The sequence below is a fragment of the Halomonas sp. DN3 genome, from assembly GCF_024137905.1.
GTDB classification, from domain to species: domain Bacteria; phylum Pseudomonadota; class Gammaproteobacteria; order Pseudomonadales; family Halomonadaceae; genus Halomonas; species Halomonas litopenaei.
This window is the reverse complement of sequence record NZ_CP099965.1, coordinates 3,629,737-3,650,690: the sequence shown is the minus strand read 5'-3', so window position 1 is coordinate 3,650,690 and position 20,954 is coordinate 3,629,737. Positions and strand designations below refer to the sequence as shown.

Annotated in this window: 16 protein-coding genes; 10 read left to right on the top strand and 6 right to left on the bottom strand. The window is 66.9% G+C overall.

Annotated elements, in window-relative coordinates:
* Positions 1 to 53 precede the first annotated feature (53 nt).
* Positions 54 to 1,052 carry a catabolite repressor/activator gene (gene cra / locus NKF27_RS15705; protein ID WP_253553074.1) on the bottom strand — a complete coding sequence of 333 codons (999 nt, stop codon included), beginning with the start codon at positions 1,050 to 1,052 and terminating at the stop codon, positions 54 to 56.
* A 330-nt stretch (positions 1,053 to 1,382) separates the two neighbouring features.
* Between cra and ptsP the strand changes: the two genes are divergently transcribed.
* From ptsP to NKF27_RS15675, 6 genes are all read left to right on the top strand, one after another.
* The gene (gene ptsP / locus NKF27_RS15700) at positions 1,383 to 4,271 is read left to right on the top strand and encodes a phosphoenolpyruvate--protein phosphotransferase (RefSeq protein ID WP_253553067.1); all 2,889 of its coding nucleotides are present in this window, start codon (positions 1,383 to 1,385) and stop codon (positions 4,269 to 4,271) included.
* Positions 4,268 to 5,269: a 1-phosphofructokinase family hexose kinase gene (locus NKF27_RS15695; protein WP_253553065.1), complete on the top strand. Its 1,002-nt coding sequence runs from the start codon at positions 4,268 to 4,270 to the stop codon at positions 5,267 to 5,269. The genes ptsP and NKF27_RS15695 overlap by 4 nt, the downstream gene beginning before the upstream one ends.
* Positions 5,266 to 7,029, top strand: coding sequence for a PTS fructose-like transporter subunit IIB (locus NKF27_RS15690; RefSeq protein ID WP_253553063.1), 1,764 nt, complete (start codon positions 5,266 to 5,268; stop codon positions 7,027 to 7,029). Before NKF27_RS15695 ends, NKF27_RS15690 begins: the two co-directional genes overlap by 4 nt.
* 409 nt (positions 7,030 to 7,438) lie before the next feature.
* On the top strand, positions 7,439 to 8,011 hold the full coding sequence (locus NKF27_RS15685; RefSeq protein WP_204248979.1) for an antibiotic biosynthesis monooxygenase: 573 nt from the start codon (positions 7,439 to 7,441) through the stop codon (positions 8,009 to 8,011).
* A gap of 97 nt (positions 8,012 to 8,108) precedes the next feature.
* Positions 8,109 to 9,314 carry a nitric oxide-sensing protein NosP gene (gene nosP / locus NKF27_RS15680; protein ID WP_253553061.1) on the top strand — a complete coding sequence of 402 codons (1,206 nt, stop codon included), beginning with the start codon at positions 8,109 to 8,111 and terminating at the stop codon, positions 9,312 to 9,314.
* Positions 9,298 to 10,710 (top strand): hybrid sensor histidine kinase/response regulator, encoded by a 1,413-nt coding sequence (locus NKF27_RS15675; protein ID WP_253553055.1) that lies wholly within the window; start codon positions 9,298 to 9,300, stop codon positions 10,708 to 10,710. The genes nosP and NKF27_RS15675 overlap by 17 nt, the downstream gene beginning before the upstream one ends.
* A gap of 37 nt (positions 10,711 to 10,747) precedes the next feature.
* Here NKF27_RS15675 and NKF27_RS15670 read toward each other — a convergent pair whose 3' ends face one another.
* Positions 10,748 to 11,446 carry a response regulator transcription factor gene (locus NKF27_RS15670; RefSeq protein ID WP_253553050.1) on the bottom strand — a complete coding sequence of 233 codons (699 nt, stop codon included), beginning with the start codon at positions 11,444 to 11,446 and terminating at the stop codon, positions 10,748 to 10,750.
* 147 nt (positions 11,447 to 11,593) lie between these two features.
* On the opposite strand from NKF27_RS15670, the gene NKF27_RS15665 reads away from it, so the two are divergent.
* From NKF27_RS15665 to phnX, 3 genes are all read left to right on the top strand, one after another.
* A complete protein-coding gene (locus tag NKF27_RS15665; protein ID WP_253553048.1) occupies positions 11,594 to 13,114 on the top strand; it encodes an aldehyde dehydrogenase family protein in 1,521 nt (506 codons plus the stop codon).
* Between the two features lie 277 nt (positions 13,115 to 13,391).
* Entirely contained in the window at positions 13,392 to 14,420 is a 1,029-nt protein-coding gene (gene adhP / locus NKF27_RS15660; protein ID WP_253553046.1) for an alcohol dehydrogenase AdhP, read from the top strand.
* A gap of 148 nt (positions 14,421 to 14,568) precedes the next feature.
* Positions 14,569 to 15,402: a phosphonoacetaldehyde hydrolase gene (phnX, locus tag NKF27_RS15655; protein ID WP_253553044.1), complete on the top strand. Its 834-nt coding sequence runs from the start codon at positions 14,569 to 14,571 to the stop codon at positions 15,400 to 15,402.
* Between the two features lie 3 nt (positions 15,403 to 15,405).
* Here the strand turns inward: phnX and NKF27_RS15650 are convergent, their stop codons facing one another.
* The 3 genes from NKF27_RS15650 to NKF27_RS15640 form a co-directional block, all read right to left on the bottom strand.
* Complete coding sequence (locus NKF27_RS15650) at positions 15,406 to 15,753, bottom strand: DOPA 4,5-dioxygenase family protein (RefSeq protein WP_253553036.1); 348 nt, start codon at positions 15,751 to 15,753, stop codon at positions 15,406 to 15,408.
* Positions 15,754 to 15,929: 176 nt separating this feature from the next.
* Positions 15,930 to 17,975, bottom strand: coding sequence for a choline BCCT transporter BetT (gene betT / locus NKF27_RS15645; RefSeq protein WP_213229182.1), 2,046 nt, complete (start codon positions 17,973 to 17,975; stop codon positions 15,930 to 15,932).
* 416 nt (positions 17,976 to 18,391) lie between these two features.
* Positions 18,392 to 19,018 (bottom strand): hypothetical protein, encoded by a 627-nt coding sequence (locus tag NKF27_RS15640; RefSeq protein ID WP_253553034.1) that lies wholly within the window; start codon positions 19,016 to 19,018, stop codon positions 18,392 to 18,394.
* Positions 19,019 to 19,297: 279 nt separating this feature from the next.
* On the opposite strand from NKF27_RS15640, the gene NKF27_RS15635 reads away from it, so the two are divergent.
* Entirely contained in the window at positions 19,298 to 19,894 is a 597-nt protein-coding gene (locus NKF27_RS15635) for a LysE family translocator (protein WP_253553032.1), read from the top strand.
* A gap of 27 nt (positions 19,895 to 19,921) precedes the next feature.
* On the opposite strand, the gene NKF27_RS15630 is transcribed toward NKF27_RS15635, so the two are convergent.
* Positions 19,922 to 20,833 (bottom strand): AraC family transcriptional regulator, encoded by a 912-nt coding sequence (locus NKF27_RS15630; protein WP_253553030.1) that lies wholly within the window; start codon positions 20,831 to 20,833, stop codon positions 19,922 to 19,924.
* Positions 20,834 to 20,954 lie beyond the last annotated feature (121 nt).

Sequence of the window (20,954 nt, the reverse complement as noted above, 5' to 3'; positions counted from 1 at the left end):
GTCCCGCTGTGTTGCTGAGGTGTGCTGCTCAGTTGTCGTGGGAAGGTGCCGTTTCAGTTGCCTTGGGGATGGGGGCGCCGCCAGCGCGGATGTCGTGGCACCACCACCCGTTGGGCCCGGTATTCACCCCGCACCGCATCCATCGCCAGCGCCAGGGCCTGCTCGGCGATGCCCCGATGATCCTGGACGGCGGAGTTGACCGCCAGCGGCAGGAAGTCCAGCAGGCGGTTGTCGCCGAAACTCGCCATGGCCAGACGCGGGGGCAGGCCGCCGCGTGCAATCAATTCGTCCAGGGCGCCTTCCAGCAGAATGTAGGACGCGGTTACCAGGGCGTCGGGCAGTCCCTTCTTGTCGATGTAGTCAGCCAGCAGCCTGGCGCCTTCCTCGCGGGCATAGTGATCGCCGCTTTCCAGGGTGCACTCGAGCTCGCGTCCCTTTACGCCTGCGCGGAAGCCGGCGCGGCGCTCTTCGGTGATCGAAAGGTGCGGCACCGCATCGAGCCATAGCACGCTCTTGACTGCCGGCGTCATCAGCGAGCGTGTGAGCTGTTCGGCGGCCTCGCGGTCGTTGCTGACGACGCTGGCGAAGCTCGCTTCGGGCAGGCCCCGGTCGATGGCGATGATCGGCAGACCCTCATTCATCAATTCGGTATAGAAGGACGCCGGCTGCGCCAGACAGCTTGCCACGATCAGCGCCTCGCAGCGTTGGGCGCGCAGTGACAGGGCCAGATCCCGCTCGCTGTCGGGCTGGTCGTCGGAGCCGACGATCAGCAGCTGGTAGCCCTGGGCCCGCGCTCCGCGTTCCAGGTGCTTGGCCAGGCGGGCGTAGCTCGAGTTTTCCAGGTCCGGCACGATCAGCCCCAGGATGCGGCTGCTGCCGCGCCGCAGGGCCGCCGCCTGGGCATCGACGCGGTAGCCATGCTCCGCCACCACCGCCATCACTCGGTCCACGGTGTCCTGACGAATACGGCGCTCCCTGGCCTTGCCATTGACGATGTAGCTGGCGGTGGTGCGGGAAACGCCGGCCAGGCGGGCAATTTCGGCCAAGGTCATGCGGGTGTCTCCATTGAAGGCGTCGGGCGTGGTCACGGCGACAAGGTGTCAATTCCCTCTAGTCTACCTGGCATGGCAGCAGTGTCCCCCTGCCAAAGTCGTAGCTTTTGCGACTTGCCATGTGCGCTGAATCGTACCAGCATTGTGGCATGGTGAGGTGACACGATTCAGCTTTCGAGCATCTGCATTTGCCGAAGCCAGGTGATCCCAGCATCCGGCGTGCGCTGCATCTGTTGCATCCCGGCAGTGCCGGGGCGCTGGACCTCCTCGCCGACACCGTTCAACCGATACCGGTGAGGAAACGCTGCACCTCACCCAGGAGAGCCCTTCATGCTGACGCTGAACGCCGACGACATCCTGCTGGATTGTCGTGCCGAGAGCTGGCGCCACGCCCTCGACGCCGCCTTTGACACCCTGAAGGCGGCCAGCCTGGTCGATGACGGCTACCGCCAGGGCCTGGTCGATCGGGAGTCCCAGTCCTCTACCTGGCTTGGCAATGGCATCGCCATCCCCCACGGCACCCCCGAGAGTCGAGGCGCGGTGCGTCGCACCGGGGTGCGGGTGCTGCAGTTCCCCGAGGGCGTGCGCTGGCACGACGGCAACCTCGTTCATGTATTGGTGACCATCGCCGCCCAGAGTGACGAGCACCTGGATATCCTCAGAAGCCTGACCCACGTGCTCGACCGGGACGGTGTCTCCGAACGCCTGGCCCAGGCGAGCAGCGCCGAGGAGATCACCGAGCTGCTGGCTCGGCCGGTGGTTCGCCCGCGACTGGACCAGGACACCCTGGTGCTGGGCCATCGCGCCGACGACCTGCTCGATCTGGCGCTGGCCGGGGCTCAGCGGCTGCGCCAGCTGGCATTGGTCGATACCGCCTATCTTGCCGAGATGGTCACCACCATGCCGACGCACCTGGGACGGGGGCTGTGGCTTGCGTCCAGCGAAGCCGGCGTGTCCACGCCGGCACTCGCCGCGGTGACGCCGGCCAAGCCCGTCCAGCATCAGGGTAGCGACGTCGAAGCGGTGTTGTGCCTGGCCTCCCATGGCGAGGCTGGACGCCCGCTGGCTGACGCCATCGTGTCGCTGGTGGCGTCACTGGATGAGTCCGACGCCGCCCATCTGCGCGAGCGGGACGCTGACGACTGGCTGGCGCTGCTGGCTGGCGAAGGCGGCTCGGCCCAGAGTCGCCGTGTACGCTTGCTCAATGCCCATGGGCTTCACGCGCGTCCGGCCAAGGTGCTGGTCCAGAAGGCACGCGAAAGCGGGGTCGCCGTGCAGGTACGCCTGGCCGAGCGCAGCGGACGCCCGGTGTCGGCGGCGTCGCTGACCAAGGTGATCGGTCTTGGTGCCAGACGAGGACAGGAGCTGATCCTGTCGGCGCGGGGCGAGGGTGCCGAACAGGCGCTGACATCGCTGGTCGAGGCGATCAACGATGGTCTGGGGGAGCAGGTGACGCCACTGGCGTCTTCGGCTGTGTCGCAGGCCGGGGCCGAGCAGGCGGTCGCGGAGCCGGTGGCGGCAAGCATGCCGCCCGCCGACCAGCCGCTGGAAGCGGTGGCCGCATCGCCGGGGCTCGCGGTGGCGCCACTTTTCGTGATCAAGACCCCGGACTTCGACTATCCCCGCGAGGCGGCGGACCCCGCCTTGGAGCGACAGCGCCTCGAGCGGGCCATCGCCCAGGGCGGCGAGCAGCTCAAGGCCCTGATCGCCCGGACCGCCGGAGGCGAGGTCGCCGCCATTCTGTCGATGCATGAGGAAATGCTCGAAGACCCGGAACTGGCCCAGGCCGCGCGCGAGGGCATCGACGAGGGGCTTTCCGCCGAGGCCGCCTGGTGGCAGGCCATCGACGTCGCCGCCCGCGCCCAGGAACAGCTGGCCGATCGCCTGCTGGCCGAACGAGCCGCGGATCTGCGTGACGTCGGCCGTCGTGTGCTGGGTATCCTGTGCGACGTCGAGCTGCCCGAGCCGCCGGCCGTGCCTTACCTGCTGGTAACCGACGATATCGGTCCGTCCGATGTCGCCCGCCTGGACACCGAGCGGGTTCGCGGCATCCTCACCGCCCGGGGCGGCGCCACCGCCCACAGCGCGATACTCGCCCGGGCACTAGGGATACCGGCGGTAGTCGGCGCCGGTGCCGGCGTGCTGGCGCTCGAAAATGGCACTGAGATGCTGCTCGACGGCGATGAAGGCTGGGTCGTGCCGGCACCCTCGCAAGCGCGTCGCGAGCGCTTCGAGGCGCGCATGGAAGCGCTGGAGGCGCTCAAGGCACGTGCCTGGGACGCTCGCTTCGAGGACGCCCGGACCGAGGATGGTACCCGCGTGGAGGTGGTCGCCAACCTGGGCAATACCGCCCACGCCCGCGACGCCGTATCGCGCGGCGCCGAGGGGGTGGGGCTGCTGCGTACCGAGTTTTTGTTCATGGCCCACGCCTCGCTGCCGGACGTGGAGACCCAGGAGCGCGAATATCGCGAAGCCCTGGATGCTCTGGACGGCCGCCCGCTGGTGGCGCGGACCCTGGACGTGGGTGGCGACAAGCCGCTGGCTTACTGGCCACTGCCCCAGGAGGACAACCCCTTCCTCGGCCTGCGTGGCATTCGTCTGGCCCTCAGGCGTCCCCAGGTGCTGCGCGATCAGTTCAGCGCCCTGGTGAAGGCCGCCGACGGCCGGCCGCTGCGCATCATGCTGCCCATGGTCAAGGACCTGGATGAGTTCCGCGCCGCCCGTGCGATCTTCGATGAGGTGCTGCGCGAACTCGGCGTCAGCCGAGACGGCGACCGCCTGCAGCTGGGCGTGATGATCGAGGTGCCGTCCTGCGCGCTGCTGGCGCCGAGCCTGGCGCCCGAGGTCGACTTCTTCTCCATCGGCACCAACGACCTGACCCAGTACACCCTGGCCATCGACCGTGGTCATCCTGAGCTTTCCGGGGAGTCCGACGGCCTGCATCCGGCGGTGCTGCGTCTGATCCAGATGACCGTCCAGGCGGCCCACGCCCATGGCAAGTGGGTCGGGGTGTGCGGCGAGCTGGCCAGCGACCGCCAGGCGATCCCGGTACTCGTTGGCCTCGGCATCGACGAGCTGTCGGTGAGCGCGCGTCAGGTGCCCATGGTCAAGGCACGCCTGGCGTCGGTCTCCACCACCCGGGCGCGGGAACTCGCCGCCCTGGCGCTGGCCGCGCCTACCGCTCGGGACGTGCGCCGAGAGCTGGAGGCGAGCCAATGAACGCGATATCCGGCAATGCCGCCAAGCCACCGGTGCTGACCGTCTCGGCCAACCCGGCGCTGGACCTGTCTGTCGCCGTTGACCGGCTGACGCCGGGAGCGCTGCACCGCGCCGAGGCCGTCGAGCTGACCGCCGCCGGCAAGGGCGTCAACATGGCGCGGGTGCTCGCTGCCCTGGGCCACCCGGTCTGTGTCACCGGCTTTCTGGGCAGTGACAACGACTCGCCCTTCGTCGCCGCCTTCGCCGAGATGGGGGTCGAGGACGCCTTTGTGCGATTGCCCGGCGCCACCCGCATCAACACCAAGCTGAGCGAGGCCGACGGTCGCGTCAGCGATATCAATGCGCCGGGGCTCAGCGTCGATGCCGACGCCTGGCAGCGCCTGATCGCCAGCATCGAGACGCGTCTGACGACGCCTGCGCTGCGTCCCGCCGCGGTGATGATCGGCGGCAGTCAGCCACCGGGAGTTGGCGCTTCGGCGCTGGCCGAACTGATCACGCGGATCAAGGCCACCGGCGTGCCGGTGTGGGTGGACACCAGCGGTGAGGCGCTCAAGGCCGCGGTCAAGGCGGGGGCCGACGCGGTGAAGCCCAACCTGGAGGAGCTCGCCGACTGGGCGGATCGTGACATCGAAGCGGACGCCGACGTTCAGCGTGCTGCCCTTGAGCTTTACGCCGCCGGCGTCGGCGACGTGTTGATCTCCGCCGGTGCCGACGGCGTGACCTGGCTGGGCCCGCATGGCCTGTGGCAGTCGCTGCCTCCAGCGGTCAGGGTCGCCAATACCGTGTGTGCCGGCGATACCTTGTTTGCCGCCATGCTGCACGGCGTCCTGTGCGAGGCGCCTGTGGAACAGGCGCTGAGATTTGCCACGGCGCTGTCCGCCGAGGCGGTGCGCCACACCGGCGTGGGCCGGGCCGACGCCTCCGATTTCACCGACCTTCTTTCCGACACCAGGGTGCGGCGCCTCAATGACGTCGAAGCCCGGGGAGTACTTGCATGAACGTGATCCTGTTGACGACCTGCCCCGGTGGCAGCGTCACGAGCTACCTGGCCGCCCAGCGCCTGACCCCCGCCGCCGAAGCCAAGGGCTGGCAGCTTTCCACCGAGGTGCACTCGAGCCTGGCACCGGTCGAGACCCTGTCCCACCAGACCCTGGCTGCGGCCGAGCTGGTGATCGCGGTGGGCGAACCCATCGCCGGTGCCCACCGTTTCAGCGGCAAGCGCCTGTATCGGGGCAGCCTGGAAGATGCCCTGAGCGACCCGGCGGACTTTCTCGAGCGGGCGGCCCGCGACGCCCAGGTGTTTACCCCCCTCAACGATGAGGCGGCCAGCGCTTCAGGGGATGGCCCCGCGGCAGACAACGTCAGCGACGAGGCTCGCATCGTCGCGGTGACCGCCTGTCCCACCGGGGTCGCCCACACCTTCATGGCCGCCGAGGCACTGGCCGAGGCCGGGCGTGGGCTCGGTCATCAGGTGCGCGTCGAAACCCAGGGCTCGGTGGGCGCCCAGGATCAGTTGACCGACGACGAGATCGCCCAGGCGGATCTGGTCATTCTGGCCTGCGATATCGAGGTCGATCCCACCCGCTTTGCCGGCAAGCGGATCTACCGCACGTCCACCGGCAACGCCCTGAAGAAGTCGCGCCAGACCATCGAGGCGGCGCTGGTCGAGGCCCAGGTGGAAAGCGCAGATGGCGGAGCCAAGGCCGAGTCCGCCAAGAGCTTCAAGGAGAAGGGCGTCTACAAGCACCTGCTGACCGGGGTGTCCTTCATGCTGCCCATGGTGGTGGCCGGGGGCCTCTTGATCGCGCTGTCCTTCGTCTTTGGCATCGAGGCCTTCAAGGAGGAGGGCACCCTGCCTGCCGCCTTGATGGAGATCGGTGGGGGCACCGCCTTCGCCCTGATGGTGCCGGTGCTTGCTGGCTACATCGCCTATTCCATCGCCGATCGCCCCGGCATCGCTCCGGGCATGATCGGCGGCATGCTGGCGTCGAACATCGGTGCCGGCTTTATCGGCGGTATCCTGGCGGGCTTTCTGGCCGGCTACGTGGCCAAGGCGGTGACTCGCTACGTCAAGCTGCCTTCCAGCGTCGAGTCGCTCAAGCCGATCCTGATCATCCCGCTGGTCGCGAGCCTGGTCACCGGCCTGGTGATGATCTATGTGGTCGGTGAGCCGGTGGCCGGGGTGCTCGAGGCACTGACCGCCTTCCTCGAGAGCATGGGCTCCACCAATGCGGTGCTGCTGGGGATTCTGCTCGGCGCGATGATGTGCTTCGACCTGGGGGGGCCGGTCAACAAGGCGGCCTACACCTTCGGGGTGGGCCTGCTCGCCTCCGAGACCTACGCCCCCATGGCGGCGATCATGGCCGCCGGCATGGTGCCGGCGATCGGCATGGGCATCGCCACCTTCGTCGCCGGGCGCAAGTTTGCCGACCCCGAGCGCGAGGCCGGCAAGGCCTCCTTCGTGCTGGGGCTGTGCTTCATCAGCGAGGGCGCGATTCCCTTCGCCGCCAAGGACCCGCTGCGGGTGATTCCCATCAGCATGCTGGGCGGCGCCATCACCGGAGCCATCTCGATGCTGGTGGGCGCCAAGCTGATGGCCCCCCACGGCGGCGTATTCGTGCTGTTGATTCCAAATGCGATTACTCCAGTGTTGTGGTACCTGCTGGCGATCGTCGCGGGCTCGCTGGTGACCGGGCTCGGTTACGCCGCCATCAAGCGCGGCGAGACGGCCGCCATGCCGGTGGGCGAGGGGGCCTGATATGGGGGGCTCGGCACTCACCGGCGGTTGACGGCCAGCAAGGTGCAGGTGGCGCCCTGGGTGCCTCTCACTGGTGCACGATGAAGGGTATTGCTCAATGGCTCGGCCTGACAGGTCGGGCCATTTTTTTTGTTCTTGACCCTTTAACGAAATGATCGACTGGTATTTTGCTGGATTCTCAGTAAAAAGACGGAAAAATTCCGAGCGCATGGCATAATGGCGCGCTTCTTGCCTCATGCTAGGCAGGACCCGGAGCAGGTGGCGACCCCACCTCAGCCGGGACAGGGCCTTACCGGGCCCAGGCGGCCCCCACCCGGGGCCTGACAAGGTCTTGTGAAGGCCGGCGAGAGTCGGCGCTAGCTGGCGTGAGCTGGCACGAGGCGGTACGTCCGATTGATGAGGAGATCCCATGTCAAGCGAACCCGTGACTCTCATGGTGGCCCGCCGCGTGGCGCGTGGACGCTACCGTGACTTCACCCTGTGGCTCGATGAAGGCCGCGAGCTGGCGGCGGACTTCCCCGGCTATCTCGGCTCCGGCATCCTGGCGCCGCCCCCCGGCGACGACGAGTATCAGATCATCTTTCGCTTTCAGGACACCGATACCCTCGCACGCTGGGAGCATTCCGCCTCGCGCCGTGCCTGGCTCGAGCGTGGTGCCGGCCTGTTCGAGGCCCCCCAGGAGCGGCGTGCGCTGGGACTCGACAGCTGGTTCACCAGCCCCGGCCCCAGGGTGCCGCCGCGCTGGAAGCAGGCGATCGCCATCTGGCTGGCGTTCTTCCCGGTGTCGCTGATGTTCCAGTGGCTGCTGGGCGATACCCTGGCGACCTTGCCGCTGGTTCCTCGGGTACTCGCCAGCACCCTGATGCTGACCCCGGTGATGGTGTTCCTTTTCATCCCCCTGTCTACCCGCCTGCTGGCGCCCTGGCTTCAGGCGCCGCCCGGACGTGGCGCTCGCCTGAGCCTGCGTCTGCGCCGCAGCTGAGGCTGACAGGCGGCCCTCCCGGCTCGCATTGAGTCTGGCCACTGCTCGCGCCTACACTCAGGTCATGCGGCGTTGCCGCGGATCTTGAGGACAGCCCATGGGCAGTGCGAGCACGGCGCCCCGCGTGGAAGGCGACATCACCGCGCGGGAGCGCCCTACACCAGAACAACAAGAGCTTGCGTCGCTGGGACTCAAGGTGGCGGCCAGCCGCCACCCCAAGGCTGAACAGGCGGCGTGTGAGCTGCATCACGAGCTCTATCATCCCGACCTGGGTTTCGTGCTGTTCTTCGTCAGCGCCGAATACGCGCTGGACCCCCTGGCCCAGGCCCTGGAGTCGACCTTCGGTGGGCTGCCGCTGGCGGGTTGCACCACGGCGGGCGAGATCACCCCGCTGGGGTACGAGCGCGGTTCCATCGTCGCCATCGGGTTCGATCGTCGTCATTTTGGCGTGGCCACGACCCTGCTCGAGGACCTCGAGAGCGTCTCCCTGATCGACGCCCAGCGTCGGGTGGAGTCGCTTCTGGCCACCGCCAGGGGGCATCTGGATGGCGAGGCCTTCGCGCTGACCTTGCTCGATGGGCTGTCGGCCAGCGAAGAGCAGGTGCTGACCACGCTGGACGCCGCCCTGGGAGGTATCCCGAGCTTCGGTGGCTCGGCCGGGGACGACAACCGATTGGCGCATACCCATGTGTTTGCCGGTGGGCGCTTTCACAGCGCGGCGGCGGTGGTGGTGCTGATCACTACCCACCATCCCTTCGAGGTGTTCTCGACCCATCACCTGGCGGCACGCCGTGACAAGCTGGTGGTCACCCGCGCCGATCCTGCGGGCCGGCGTGTGCTGGAGCTCAATGCCCTGCCTGCGGTGGACGAGTACGCCCGGCTGGTCGGTGTCTTGCCAAGCGAACTCGATGAGGGCGTGTTTGCCCGCCACCCGTTGGCGGTCAAGCTGGGCGACGCCTATTACGTCCGCTCGATCCAGCGTGCCAACGCCGACGGTAGCCTCAGCTTCTACTGCGCGGTGGAGACCGGCATCGTGCTGACCGCCATGGCCGGCACGCCGATTCTCGAGGCCCTCGACGATACCCTGGGGGGCCTTCAGCGCCGGCTGGGGCGGCCGCAGTTGATCATCGGCTGTGACTGCTTTCTCAGGCGTCTGGAGTTCGAGGCGCTCGAGCAGATCGACGACGCCTCCGAACGACTTTCCAAGGCCTCGGTGGTGGGCTTCAACACCTACGGCGAACAGCACCACGGCATGCATATCAACCAGACCTTCACGGGGGTGGCGATTGGATCTGGTCGGTGAGCCAAGGCAGGATCGCGCCAGCAATGCACTGGAACAGGAACTGCTGGAGGAAAACCATCGGTTACGCCGGATCTGCCAGGCGCTGATCGAGCGGGTCGAGTCCGCCGGGGCGGGCGGGGCACCTTATGGTGCCTTCGAGCACGCGGTGCTGCTCGCCGAGCAGGTGCGCGAGCGTACCGAGACCCTGCACCGAACCCTGGATGAACTGGCCGAAACCAACGCCCGGCTGGAGGAAGCCCGGCGCGACGCCGAGGCCGCCAATGCCTCCAAGACCCGCTTCCTGGCGGCGGTCAGCCACGACCTGCTGCAGCCGCTCAACGCCGCGCGGCTGTTTGCCAGCGCCCTGGAAGAGCGAAAGTTGCCGGAAGAATCCGGCCGCCTGGTGCAGCGTATCGATCGCTCGCTCAGCGACGTGGAATTGCTGCTGGGGACCCTGGTCGACATCTCGCGACTGGATGCCGGAGTGCTGACCCCGGACGTGGCCCCCTTCGCCGTCTCGCAGTTGCTGGATGCGCTCGCCGAGGAATTTCGTCAGATGGCCAGCGCCCGCGGGCTGGCGTTTCGCTATGTGGCCAGTTCCGCCTGGGTCGAGTCCGACCTGGCGCTGCTGGCCCGGGTGATTCGCAACCTGATGTCCAACGCCGTGCGCTACACCGAGTCGGGGCGGGTGCTGCTGGGCTGTCGCAGGAGGCGGGTCGGCCAGCAGTACTGGCTCGAGATCCTGGTGGGGGATACCGGTCCGGGCATCGACGAGGCTCGGCGTGACGAGATCTTTCTGGAGTTTCGCCGCGGCAACGCCGAAGCCCCGGGGCAGGAGCGCGGGCTGGGACTGGGGCTTGCCATCGTCGATCGCATCGCCCGGCTGCTCGATCATCCCATCACCCTCAACAGCCGACCCGGCCAGGGCGCCCAGTTCTCGGTGAGTGTACCCTGCGCGCGTGCGACGCGTGCGGTAGCCCCGTCGGCCTCGACCCTGCAGCAGGCCGGCGCGCGTCAATTGCAGGGTACCGAGGTATGGGTGCTGGACAACGATCCCGCCATCCTCGAGGGGATGAGCGCCTTGCTGGGAGGCTGGGGCTGTCGGGCGTGCCTGGCGCCGCGAGTCGTGGATCTGGAGCACAGCCTGGCCAAGCGTCACGAGACACTGGGCCCGGATAAGCACTCGCCGGCGGTGGTGATGATCGACTACCACCTGTCCAGCGACGAAGAAGATGGCCTGGCGCTGGCGCAGCGCCTGGCCGACGCCCACCCGGGCCTGGCCCCGATACTGATCACCGCCAATCACGACGCCGAGATCAAGCGGCGTTGCCGTGAGCTTGGCTTCCCCTGCCTGCTGAAGCCGCTGAAGCCTCTGCGCCTGCGTCAGGCGCTGATGCACCTGCTCGACGCCGGTTGAGCAGGCTTGCGCCGGTCAGCGAGATGTTCGTTATCTGCTAGCGCGCCCGCCGCCTGGCCAGGCAGGCCAGCAGGCTGGACTCGTCGGCGGCCAGGATCGCCTGAACACGGCTGCCGACGCCAAGCTTCTTGAGGATCGCCGAGACGTGGGTCTTGACCGTGGTCTCGGCGATATCGAGCTCGCGGGCGATGACCTTGTTGGAGGCGCCGCGAATCAGCAGGGTCAGCACCTCGAGCTGCTTGACCGTCAACTGCTCGAGCGCGCCTGCATCGGACGAACTCGTCGCCCCCTGTGTCGCCCCCGACGTCGCAGGCGGGGCGCTCGATGCCTCGGCCGGGCGACGCATGATCTCGGCGGGCAGATAGATCTGGCCGTCGAGGATCTGCTTGATCGCCGCCAGCAGGTCCGGGCGTGGCGTGGACTTCGGCAGGTACCCGATGGCGCCCAGATCCAGGGCGCCGAGCACCGTGGCGCGCTCGCTTTCGGCCGACAGCACCGCCACCGGCACCGCCGGAAAGGCCCGGCGCAATTCGCGCAGCCCGTCCAGGGCCGAGGCGTCGGGCAGGTTTAGATCCAGCAGTACCAGGTCGACGTCGTCGTCGGCGTCGAGGGCGCTTGCCAGCGCGGCGAAGCAGTCTGCCTCGCGCAGCTCGGTGCCGGGCAGGCCCGATTGAATGACCGCGGCAATGGCGTCGCGAAAGAGCGGGTGATCGTCAGCCACCATCAGGCTGTACATGTCTGGCGTCCCGGTTGTCTGTGTCCTTGGTCGGTCTCCTACCGAAGGAGGAGGCGCTCTCCTGCCAGGGCAGTATGTCGCAAGCCAGGTTCCTGACCAAGACTGGAGTGGCAGACAACTACAACATCCTTTCCAAGGAGACACGCCATGATCTACGCCAACCCCGGACAACCCGACGCCGTGGTCAGCTTCGACGAGCGCTACGGTAACTATATCGGCGGCGAGTTCGTCGCCCCGGTCAAGGGTCAGTACTTCGACAACGTAAGCCCGGTCAACGGCCAGGTGTTCTGCCAGATTCCTCGCTCCGGTGCCGAAGATATCGACAAGGCACTGGACGCCGCCCACGCCGCAGCGCCGGCCTGGGGGCGCACCTCCGCCGGCGAGCGCAGCAATATCCTGTTGAAGATCGCCGAGCGCATCGAGGCCAACCTGGAGGCGCTGGCGGTGGCCGAGTGCTGGGACAATGGCAAGGCGGTGCGCGAGACCCTGAATGCCGACATTCCGCTGGCGGTGGACCACTTCCGCTACTTCGCCGGCTGCATTCGTGCCCAGGAAGGCACCGCCGCCGATATCGACGCCAACACCGTGGCCTATCACTTCCACGAGCCACTGGGCGTCGTCGGCCAGATCATTCCCTGGAACTTTCCGCTGCTGATGGCCACCTGGAAGCTGGCCCCGGCGCTGGCCGCCGGCAACTGCGTGGTGCTCAAGCCCGCCGAGCAGACCCCGGCCTCGATCCTCAAGCTGATGGAGGTGATCGGTGACCTGCTGCCTCCCGGCGTGGTCAATGTGGTCAACGGCTTCGGCGCCGAGGCGGGGGAGGCCCTGGCTACCAGCAAGCGCATCGCCAAGATCGCCTTCACCGGCTCCACCCCGGTAGGCTCGCACATCCTCAAGTGCGCCGCCGACAACATCATTCCTTCTACCGTGGAACTTGGCGGCAAGTCGCCCAACATCTACTTCGCCGACATCATGAACGCCGAGCCGGAGTTCATCGACAAGGCCGCCGAGGGGCTGGTGCTGGCCTTTTTCAACCAGGGTGAGGTGTGCACCTGTCCGTCACGGGCGCTGATCCAGGAGAGCATCTACGAGCCGTTCATGGCCAAGGTGATGGAGCGGGTCACCACCATCAAGCGTGGCAACCCGCTGGACACCGATGTCCAGGTCGGCGCCCAGGCCTCCAAGGAGCAGTTCGACAAGATCATGTCCTACATGGACGTGGCCCGGGAGGAAGGCGCCGAGTTTCTGACCGGTGGCAACCAGGCCAAGCTCAATGCCGATCTGGACACCGGCTATTACATCGAGCCGACGCTACTGAAGGGCAACAACAAGATGCGCGTCTTCCAGGAAGAGATCTTCGGCCCGGTGGTGGCGGTGACCACCTTCAAGGATGAGGAAGAAGCCCTGGCGATTGCCAACGACACCGAATTCGGTCTTGGCGCCGGCGTCTGGAGTCGTGACATCAACGTGGCCTTCCGCATGGGGCGTGGCATCCAGGCCGGTCGCGTATGGACCAATTGCTACCACCAGTATCCCGCCCACGCCGCCTTCGGCGGCTACAAGAAGTCCGGCGTCGGTCGCGAGACCCACAAGATGGCACTCGAGCACTACCAGCAGACCAAGAACCTGCTGGTGAGCTACGACACCAACCCCCTCGGCTTCTTCTGAGCAGGCACTGAACGCTTGCGACATTTCATCAGCGCTTCTCTCGAAGCGTATGAAGATTGGCCGCAATCTTCGCTCTGCTTGCTGGAACCTGGAGTCGATCCGGGCCCGGTACCGCCGGGCCCGGGAAGCTTCACCGGAGTTGCCTGACGCCGTTTGGCTCTCAGCGTCACTCCCGTTCACCGGGTGTCTCCGGACACCTTTCTCCTCTGTACCGTCCTTCTTTGATAGCGGGCGGACAGAGACCCTTTTTGCCCGGATCAGGGCAAGGAGCACAACAATGCAAAGCACCATGGAAGCCGCCGTCGTTCGTCAGTTCGGTCAGCCCTTGACCCTCGAGGAGGTCGAGGTACCGCGTCCTGCCAGGGGCGAGGTTCTGGTCAAGATCGCCGCCTCCGGGGTCTGCCACACCGACCTGCACGCCGCCCACGGCGACTGGCCGGTCAAGCCCAACCCGCCGTTTATTCCCGGCCATGAAGGCGTCGGCGAGATCGCCGCGGTGGGTGAAGGCGTCAACCACGTCAAGGAAGGCGATCGGGTGGGAATTCCCTGGCTGTACAGCGCCTGTGGCCACTGCGAGCACTGCCTTGGCGGTTGGGAGACCCTGTGCGAGTCCCAGCAGAACACCGGCTACTCGGTCAACGGCGGCTTCGCCGAGTACGCCATCGCCGACGCCGGCTTCGTCGGCCATCTGCCGAGCAATGTCGGCTTCGTCGAGATTGCCCCGGTACTGTGCGCCGGTGTCACCGTCTACAAGGGCCTGAAGATGACCGATACCCGCCCGGGGCAGTGGGTGGTGATCTCTGGCATCGGTGGTCTTGGCCATATGGCGGTGCAGTACGCCGTGGCCATGGGCCTGAACGTGGCGGCGGTGGACCTGGCCGACGACAAGCTGGAGCTGGCACGACGGCTCGGCGCCACGGTCACCGTCAACGCCTTGAAGGAGGACCCGGTGGCGGCGATCAAGCGGGACATCGGCGGCGCCCATGGGGCCCTGGTCACGGCGGTCTCGCCGAAGGCCTTCGAGCAGGCCCAGGGCATGGTCCGGCGCGGTGGCACCATCGCCTTGAACGGCCTGCCGCCGGGAGACTTTCCGCTGCCGATCTTCGATACCGTGCTCAACGGCATCACCGTGCGAGGCTCCATCGTCGGTACCCGCCAGGACCTGCAGGAGGCGCTGGACTTCGCCGGTGAAGGCAAGGTCAAGGCCACCGTGTCCACCGACCGTCTGGCCAATATCAACGACATCTTCGGCCGCATGATCGATGGCAAGATCGAGGGCCGAGTGGTACTCGATATGCAAGGCTAGGTTGACTGAGCAGCGGCGACCGATACAGCAGGGCGGCGACACCAGGTGTCGCCGCCCTGTCATGTTGATGTGATGTCCTTGTCATCCTTGCCTACGCTGGTGTCGCGGCACCATCCATGGCATCTCGAACCCGCAAGGAGCCGACCGCATGAGTACCGACCATCACGTTCCTCTGGCCTTGGAGGCCGTCATCTTCGACTGGGCCGGGACCCTGGTCGACTTTGGCTCCTTCGCCCCGACCCAGGTGTTTGTCGAGGTGTTCGCCGAGATCGGTGTGGCCGTCAGCCTCGACGAAGCCCGCGGCCCCATGGGAATGAGCAAGTGGGACCATATCCGCGCCCTGTGCGATCTGCCCGACATCGCCGAGCGTTTTCGCCAGGCCTGTGGCCACTCGCCGAGCGACGAGGACGTCGACGTGCTCTATCGGCGGTTCATGCCGTTGCAGGTGGCCAAGGTGGCCGAGCATTCCGCGCCGATTCCCGGCGCCCTGGAATGTCTCGCGGGGCTGCGGGGCAGAGGACTCAAGATCGGTTCCTGCTCCGGCTATCCCGCCGAGGTGCTGGCGCCGGTGCGACGTGCGTCGGGTGAGGCGGGGCTCGAGGTGGACCACGCCGTCGCCGGTGACGAGGTGGTGCGCGGGCGACCCGGGCCGGCCCAGGCGCTGGCCAATGTGGTGGCGCTCGGTATCGGCGATGTGGCGGCTTGCGTCAAGGTCGATGATACCGCTCCCGGCATCGAGGAGGGGCGCGCCGCCGGCATGTGGACGGTGGCGGTGACCGATACCGGCAACGCCATGGGGCTGGATCTCGAGGGTTACCAAGCGACCGCGCCGGATGCGCTCGAGCGGCGCCGGCGCCACGTAGCCGAGCGACTGAGCGCCTGTCGTCCCCACTACCTGATCACAAGCGTCGCCGAGCTTGACGGTGTGCTGGATCAGATCGCGGCTCGGCTTGCCCGGGGCGAGCGACCCCAGGCCTTGTGAAGGTCAGCTCGGGGAAAAAACGGACAGGTCGAGTGCGTGGCTGCGTCCCAGCCAGATGACGCCCTGGGTATGGTCGAAGAGGTCGTCGTCGGTGCCCAGATGCACGAAGATGTCCAACTCCCCCCGGTGAATGGCGAGCCAGGGCACGATCTCGCCGTAGGCCTCGGCCGCGAAGGATAGCTGGCAGCTCCAGCGCGGATGCGGCCCCACCGGTTGTTGATGAAAACGCCCCACCTGAACTACAAAGCGCGCCTGGCATTGCTCGGCCAGGGTCCTGGCCTGGGCAAGCCCTTCGGCATCGTCGTAGTAGAGGTGGGCGTGGTAGTAGCGAATCTGGTCGACGTCGGGCATGGGACTCTCCTGGGCGCTTCGCTGATGACGTCGACAAGGATCGCGTCCCTGGCGATGCATGGCAATCGCGGTGTCACGCCCGCCTGCCCACCAGCGTTACATACCAAAGCGGCGGCCCTGGGGCCGCCGCTGTCACTTGCTCCGGCGTCGTCGGTGACGACCTTGCCGGGTCACGCTCAGGGTTCCTGGGTCGTGCCCTGGGGCGGCTCGCCGATAAAGCCCGGCATGGCCGGCGTCGGCGTGCCCTGGCGGGCGATGGCCAGGAACTGCAGGTGGCGCTCGTACTCGCCGAGCACGTCATCGATGACCTGACCCCGGGTGTAGCCATTGAGGTTCTGACCCACGCCGCCTTCGGCCAGATGTACGTCCAGGCGCAGGTAGTAGTCATCGTCCGCCGGCAGGAAGCTCGGCGTGCGCATGCGATGGGGGCGGACCTGGTAGACGAAGCTCTGCATCTCCTCGAAGTCCACCTGCAGGGTCAGCCGCGGCAGCGGTTCGCCCTCGACCTGTTCCTCGCTCAGGGTGGCCGACTGGCCGCGACGCTCGAGTTCCTCGACGAACTGTTTCAGGCCCGGGCGCAGGGCGTGCTCCATGGTCGACTCGGCACCGGCGCGGTTGGAGGTGTCCAGCGCCCGATCCAGGCGTTCCTTCCAGTTGCCGCCTTCGCCGCTGGCCGCGACCAGCTTGCGCGCGTCGGCCTTTTCCTTCTCGGTGCGCAGGGCCCGCGCCAGTCCCACCATGATGGCGAACATCACCAGCGAGAACGGCAGGGCGGTGATCACCACCGCGCTTTGCAGGGCGTCGAGGCCGCCGGCCATCAGCAGGGCGATGGTAATCAGGCCGATCACCGCCGCCCAGAAGATGCGCAGGCGGATCGGCGCGTCGTGGTTGACGTCACGCAAGATCGAGGTGAAGTTGGCCAGCACCAGGGCGCCGGAGTCCGCCGAGGTGACGAAGAACACCACCCCGAGCAGGGTGACCACCGAGGCAGTGACGCCGATGTAGGGGTACTGCTCGAGGAAGGTGTAGATGGTGGTCTGGGGAGTGGCCAGCGCCTGCTCGCCGAGCACCGCCAGGCCGTCATTGGCGACCATGTCGATGCCGGCGTTACCGAAGATCGACATCCACGCCATCATGAAGCCCAGCGGAATCAGCAGGGCGCCAAGGGCGAACTGACGAATGGTGCGCCCGCGCGAGATGCGCGCCAGAAACAGCCCGACGAAGGGTGTCCAGGCGATCCACCAGCCCCAGAAGAAGATGGTCCACCAGCCTTTCCACTGCTGGGCGTCGCTGCCGGCGAAGGCGTAGGTGTCGAAGCTCTTGCCGACGAAGCCACTGAAGTAGTCGCCGACGTTGAGCACCAGGGCGTTGAGCAGCGCCAGGGTGTCACCCTGGAACAGCACGAACAGCAGCAGGGCGGCGGCCAGCAGCATATTGAACTCGGACAGCCGGCGAATGCCCTTCTCGACGCCGGTGACCACCGAGATGGTCGCCAGGATCACCACCAGCACGATCAACACCACCTGGGTCGACAGGCTTTCGGGTACGCCGAACATGAAGCTCAGGCCGTAGTTGAGCTGGATGACGCCGATACCGAGGCTGGTGGCGATGCCGAACACGGTGGAGATCACCGCGGTGATATCGACGGCGTTGCCGATGGGGCCGTAGATGCGCTTGCCCAACAGCGGGTAGAGAGCGCTGCGGATGGCCAGCGGCAGGCGATGGCGATAGCTGAAGTAGGCCAGTGCCATGCCCATCAGCACGTACATGCCCCAGCCGGTCAGGCCCCAGTGGAGGAAGGTCTGAGGCACCGCCTGCCTAAGTGCGGCGGCGCTTTCCGGGGCCATGTCCGGGGGCGTCAGGTAGTGCGACAGCGGCTCGGCCACGCAGAAGAACAGAAGGTCGATACCGATGCCTGCGGCGAACAGCATCGAGGCCCAGGACAGCAGCGAGAATTCCGGGCGCGAGTGGTCCGGGCCGAGGCGAATGTTGCCGACCCGGGACAGGCTGATGACCAGCACGAACACCAGATAGGCCACGGCGGCCAGCATGTAGTACCAGCCGAAGGTGTCGTTGACCCAGGCAAGACCGCTGTCGAACAGGGCACCGGCCCGCTCGGTGAAGGTCATGGTGAAGAACAGAAAGACCACGATGCCGGCTACCGCGCCGTGAAAGACGACGGGGTTGAGGCGATCGCGGGAGGCGCTCTCGTGATGTGACATGCACGTGCTCCCTCGAGGATGAAGTGAGACAGAGCCTGCCCGGCGAGGCTATCGCCTTTCTCCACGATGCCGTCCTGGCATCCTGATGCTGCTTCCGTGAGCGTTACGCCATTTTGTTAATTGACCGACCAATTAACAAAATGATGATCGCGGAGTGGCCGAGTCGTGGCTCGGCACCTGTGGGCGGCTCTTGCGAAGGGTCTGGGCGACCCACCGCGGCCAGGGGCGCGCGGGTATTTTATTGATTGAACGTTCAATAAAATACAGAGATGGGGAGCATCTTTCAACCCGAGGGGGAGAAACGGCGGGCAGGGGGCGCACGAAAACGCCATGCCCGAGGCTCGGACATGGCGTGTGGGTACAGGGCTTTCTGGTCCCCCGGGTCGGCGCCTATGGCCGAACCGGTGGCGTCAATATCAGGCCTCGGGGGCGTGATGCTTGTCGGGACCATGAGCGCGGTGCTCACCCGGACCACCGCGCGGGTGGTCGCCGTGGCCTGGCATCATGGTGTGCTTCAGTTCACGCAGCTGGCGCTCGTCGAGGATCTCGGCCAGCTGGTCACGGGTGGAGGACATCAGTTCGCGCCAGGCGTCATGACGGGCTTCTGGGTTCTCGAACTCCTGGGCCTTCAGCGCTTCGGCGCCTTGCTTGAAGGACTCGCGAGCGGCGTTGAAGGCGTCGCGCTCGTCGTCGGACAGCTCCCACTTGTCGACCAAGGCGTTGATGCGCTCCTCGCGCAGCTCGTGGCGGGCACGTTCGAGGGCGGCGACACCGTCTTCACCGAGGATCTCCATGCGCTGCTCGCGGAAATCGTCGTTGAGTTCCTTGACCTCCTGACGGTGCTCCATGGCGGCCTGCTTTAGCGCTTCGCGGGTCTCGGCGTCGATGCCGGCGCGGTCAAACAGCTCGGCGCGCATCTCGCCCCCTTCGTGGCGCGGGCCTTCGGGGCGGTCGGGCGAGGCTGTTGCGGTCATGGCGACCGGCAGCAGGGCGGCAGAGACAGCGGCGGACAGCAGGGCCTTGCGGGCAAATGTCATTTTCATGGGTCGACTTCCTTCAGCGTTGATGCCTCGTCACAGGACGTGGCGTTATGGCGGGCGATGCCCTTGTTGACGTGATCCATCTTGACCCTGGCTCGTGCAAGGCTGATGCAGCCAATGTGCAGAGAAGCGGCAAGCGCAGACGAGTTCGTGCAACGCAGGGTTCGAATTTTCGGCGGGGCAGTGCAACCGCGGCCGAGGAATCGGTGCCGGTGAAATTTTCTTCAATACCGAAGGGCGTCATCGCGTCAGCCTGAAACGCCATCCTGTGAGGCATGTGTGATGACGTTTTCTCTGGAAGAACTGCTGGCGATCTTCGCTTTCTCGCTGGTGGCCTCGATATCGCCGGGCCCGGTCAACCTGCTGATCCTGTCCACCGGTGTGGGTCACGGCTGGCGCCGAGCGATGCCCCTGGTGGTGGGTGCCAGCGGCGGTTTCACCCTGCTGCTGGGCCTGCTCGCTGCGGGGCTCGGGAGTGTCTGGCTGGCGCTGCCCGGGCTTCAGTGGCTGGTGCGCCTGGCGGGCCTGAGCTTCGTGGCCTGGCTGGCCTGGCGCCTGTTGACGGACGCAGGCGACTGGGGCACGGACCAGCGGCGTGAACCGCCGGGGCCCGCCACTGGCGCGCTGATGCAGTGGCTCAACCCCAAGGCCTGGATCGCCTCGTTGGCAGGGCTGGGGCTTTTCACGGCGGGACGGGAAAGCGTCGATATCGCGCTGTTCACCCTGGTCTGGGGCAGCGTCTGTCTGGCGAGCGCCATCGGCTGGGCGTGGCTCGGTGGACACGCCCGGGGCTGGCTGTCGTGCGAGGCAAGACGGCGGGGCCTCCAGCGCCTGCTGGCGGCCTTGCTGATTTGCAGCGGCGCGCTGATGCTGCTGTGAGGCAGCTTGCGGCCACCGGTACGACGGTCAGGCGCGCTGCTCAAGGTGCTGAATCTGACCCTTCAACGGGCCTGGCATCTGATCTTGCATATAACCTTGCATCTGATCCTGCATATGACCCTGGATATAGTGCCCCGGGGTGGTGGCCAGCAGCTTCTTGAAGGTGCGTTGCAGGTGCGCCTGGTCGGCGAAGCCGCAGTCGTTGGCGACCGCAGCGATGGGATCGCCCCGTCGCAGTCGTTGCCTGGCATGACGCACGCGCAGGTCGATCAGCGCCGCATGGGGCGTGGTGGCATAGTGACGTCGAAAGCCCGAAATCAGGCTGGTGGCGCGGCACTCGGCGGCGGCGCAAAGATCGTCCAGGCGCAGCTCTTGCTGCCAGTCGTCGTGAAGCCGCTCCCAGGCGCGCACCAGCCGCTCGGGAGGCGCGCCGTGTTCTGCCTCGCCTTGCGCCGGCAGGTCGAGCAGGCCTGTCAGGCGCTCGGCGAGCCGCTCAAGCACGGTCTCGCGCTCGAGCAGGCTGGCATCCCCATCGGCAAGGGCGTCGGTGGCGAGGCGAATGGCTTGGTGAAGGTGGGCGTCTTGCGTCGTCAGTGCCGAGAACATCGCACCGTCATCGCCGTCGAGGCCGCAGCGCTCGGTCAGCCAGGCGCTGTCCAGGTAGAGCATGTCATAGCCCCAATCTCGCTCGCTCAAGGCGTTGCAGGCGTGGACGTCGCCGGGGTTGATCAGCACCACGTCTCCCTGGCGCACCTCGAGGGTACGGTGGCGGTTGAGGAAGCTCGAGTGGCCCTGGATGATCGCGCCCAGCGAGTGGGTGTCGTGGCTGTGGGGCGCGTGGCTTAGCCGGTGCCCGCCCCTGACCCGGCGCGCCTCGACCTGGGGCATCCGCGGGTCGCGCAGGTAGCGGGAAAAGGTGGCAGCGATCCTGGGGGGCATGACGGTCTTCCTGGCAAGACGCCGTGGCTGCGTCGAGGTCTTCACTCTCGTCGATCCTGGGATGCCAGGCAAGAGACGCCTGCGCTGGATCAAGGGAGAGGGGAGTTTGTCAGGCATTTTT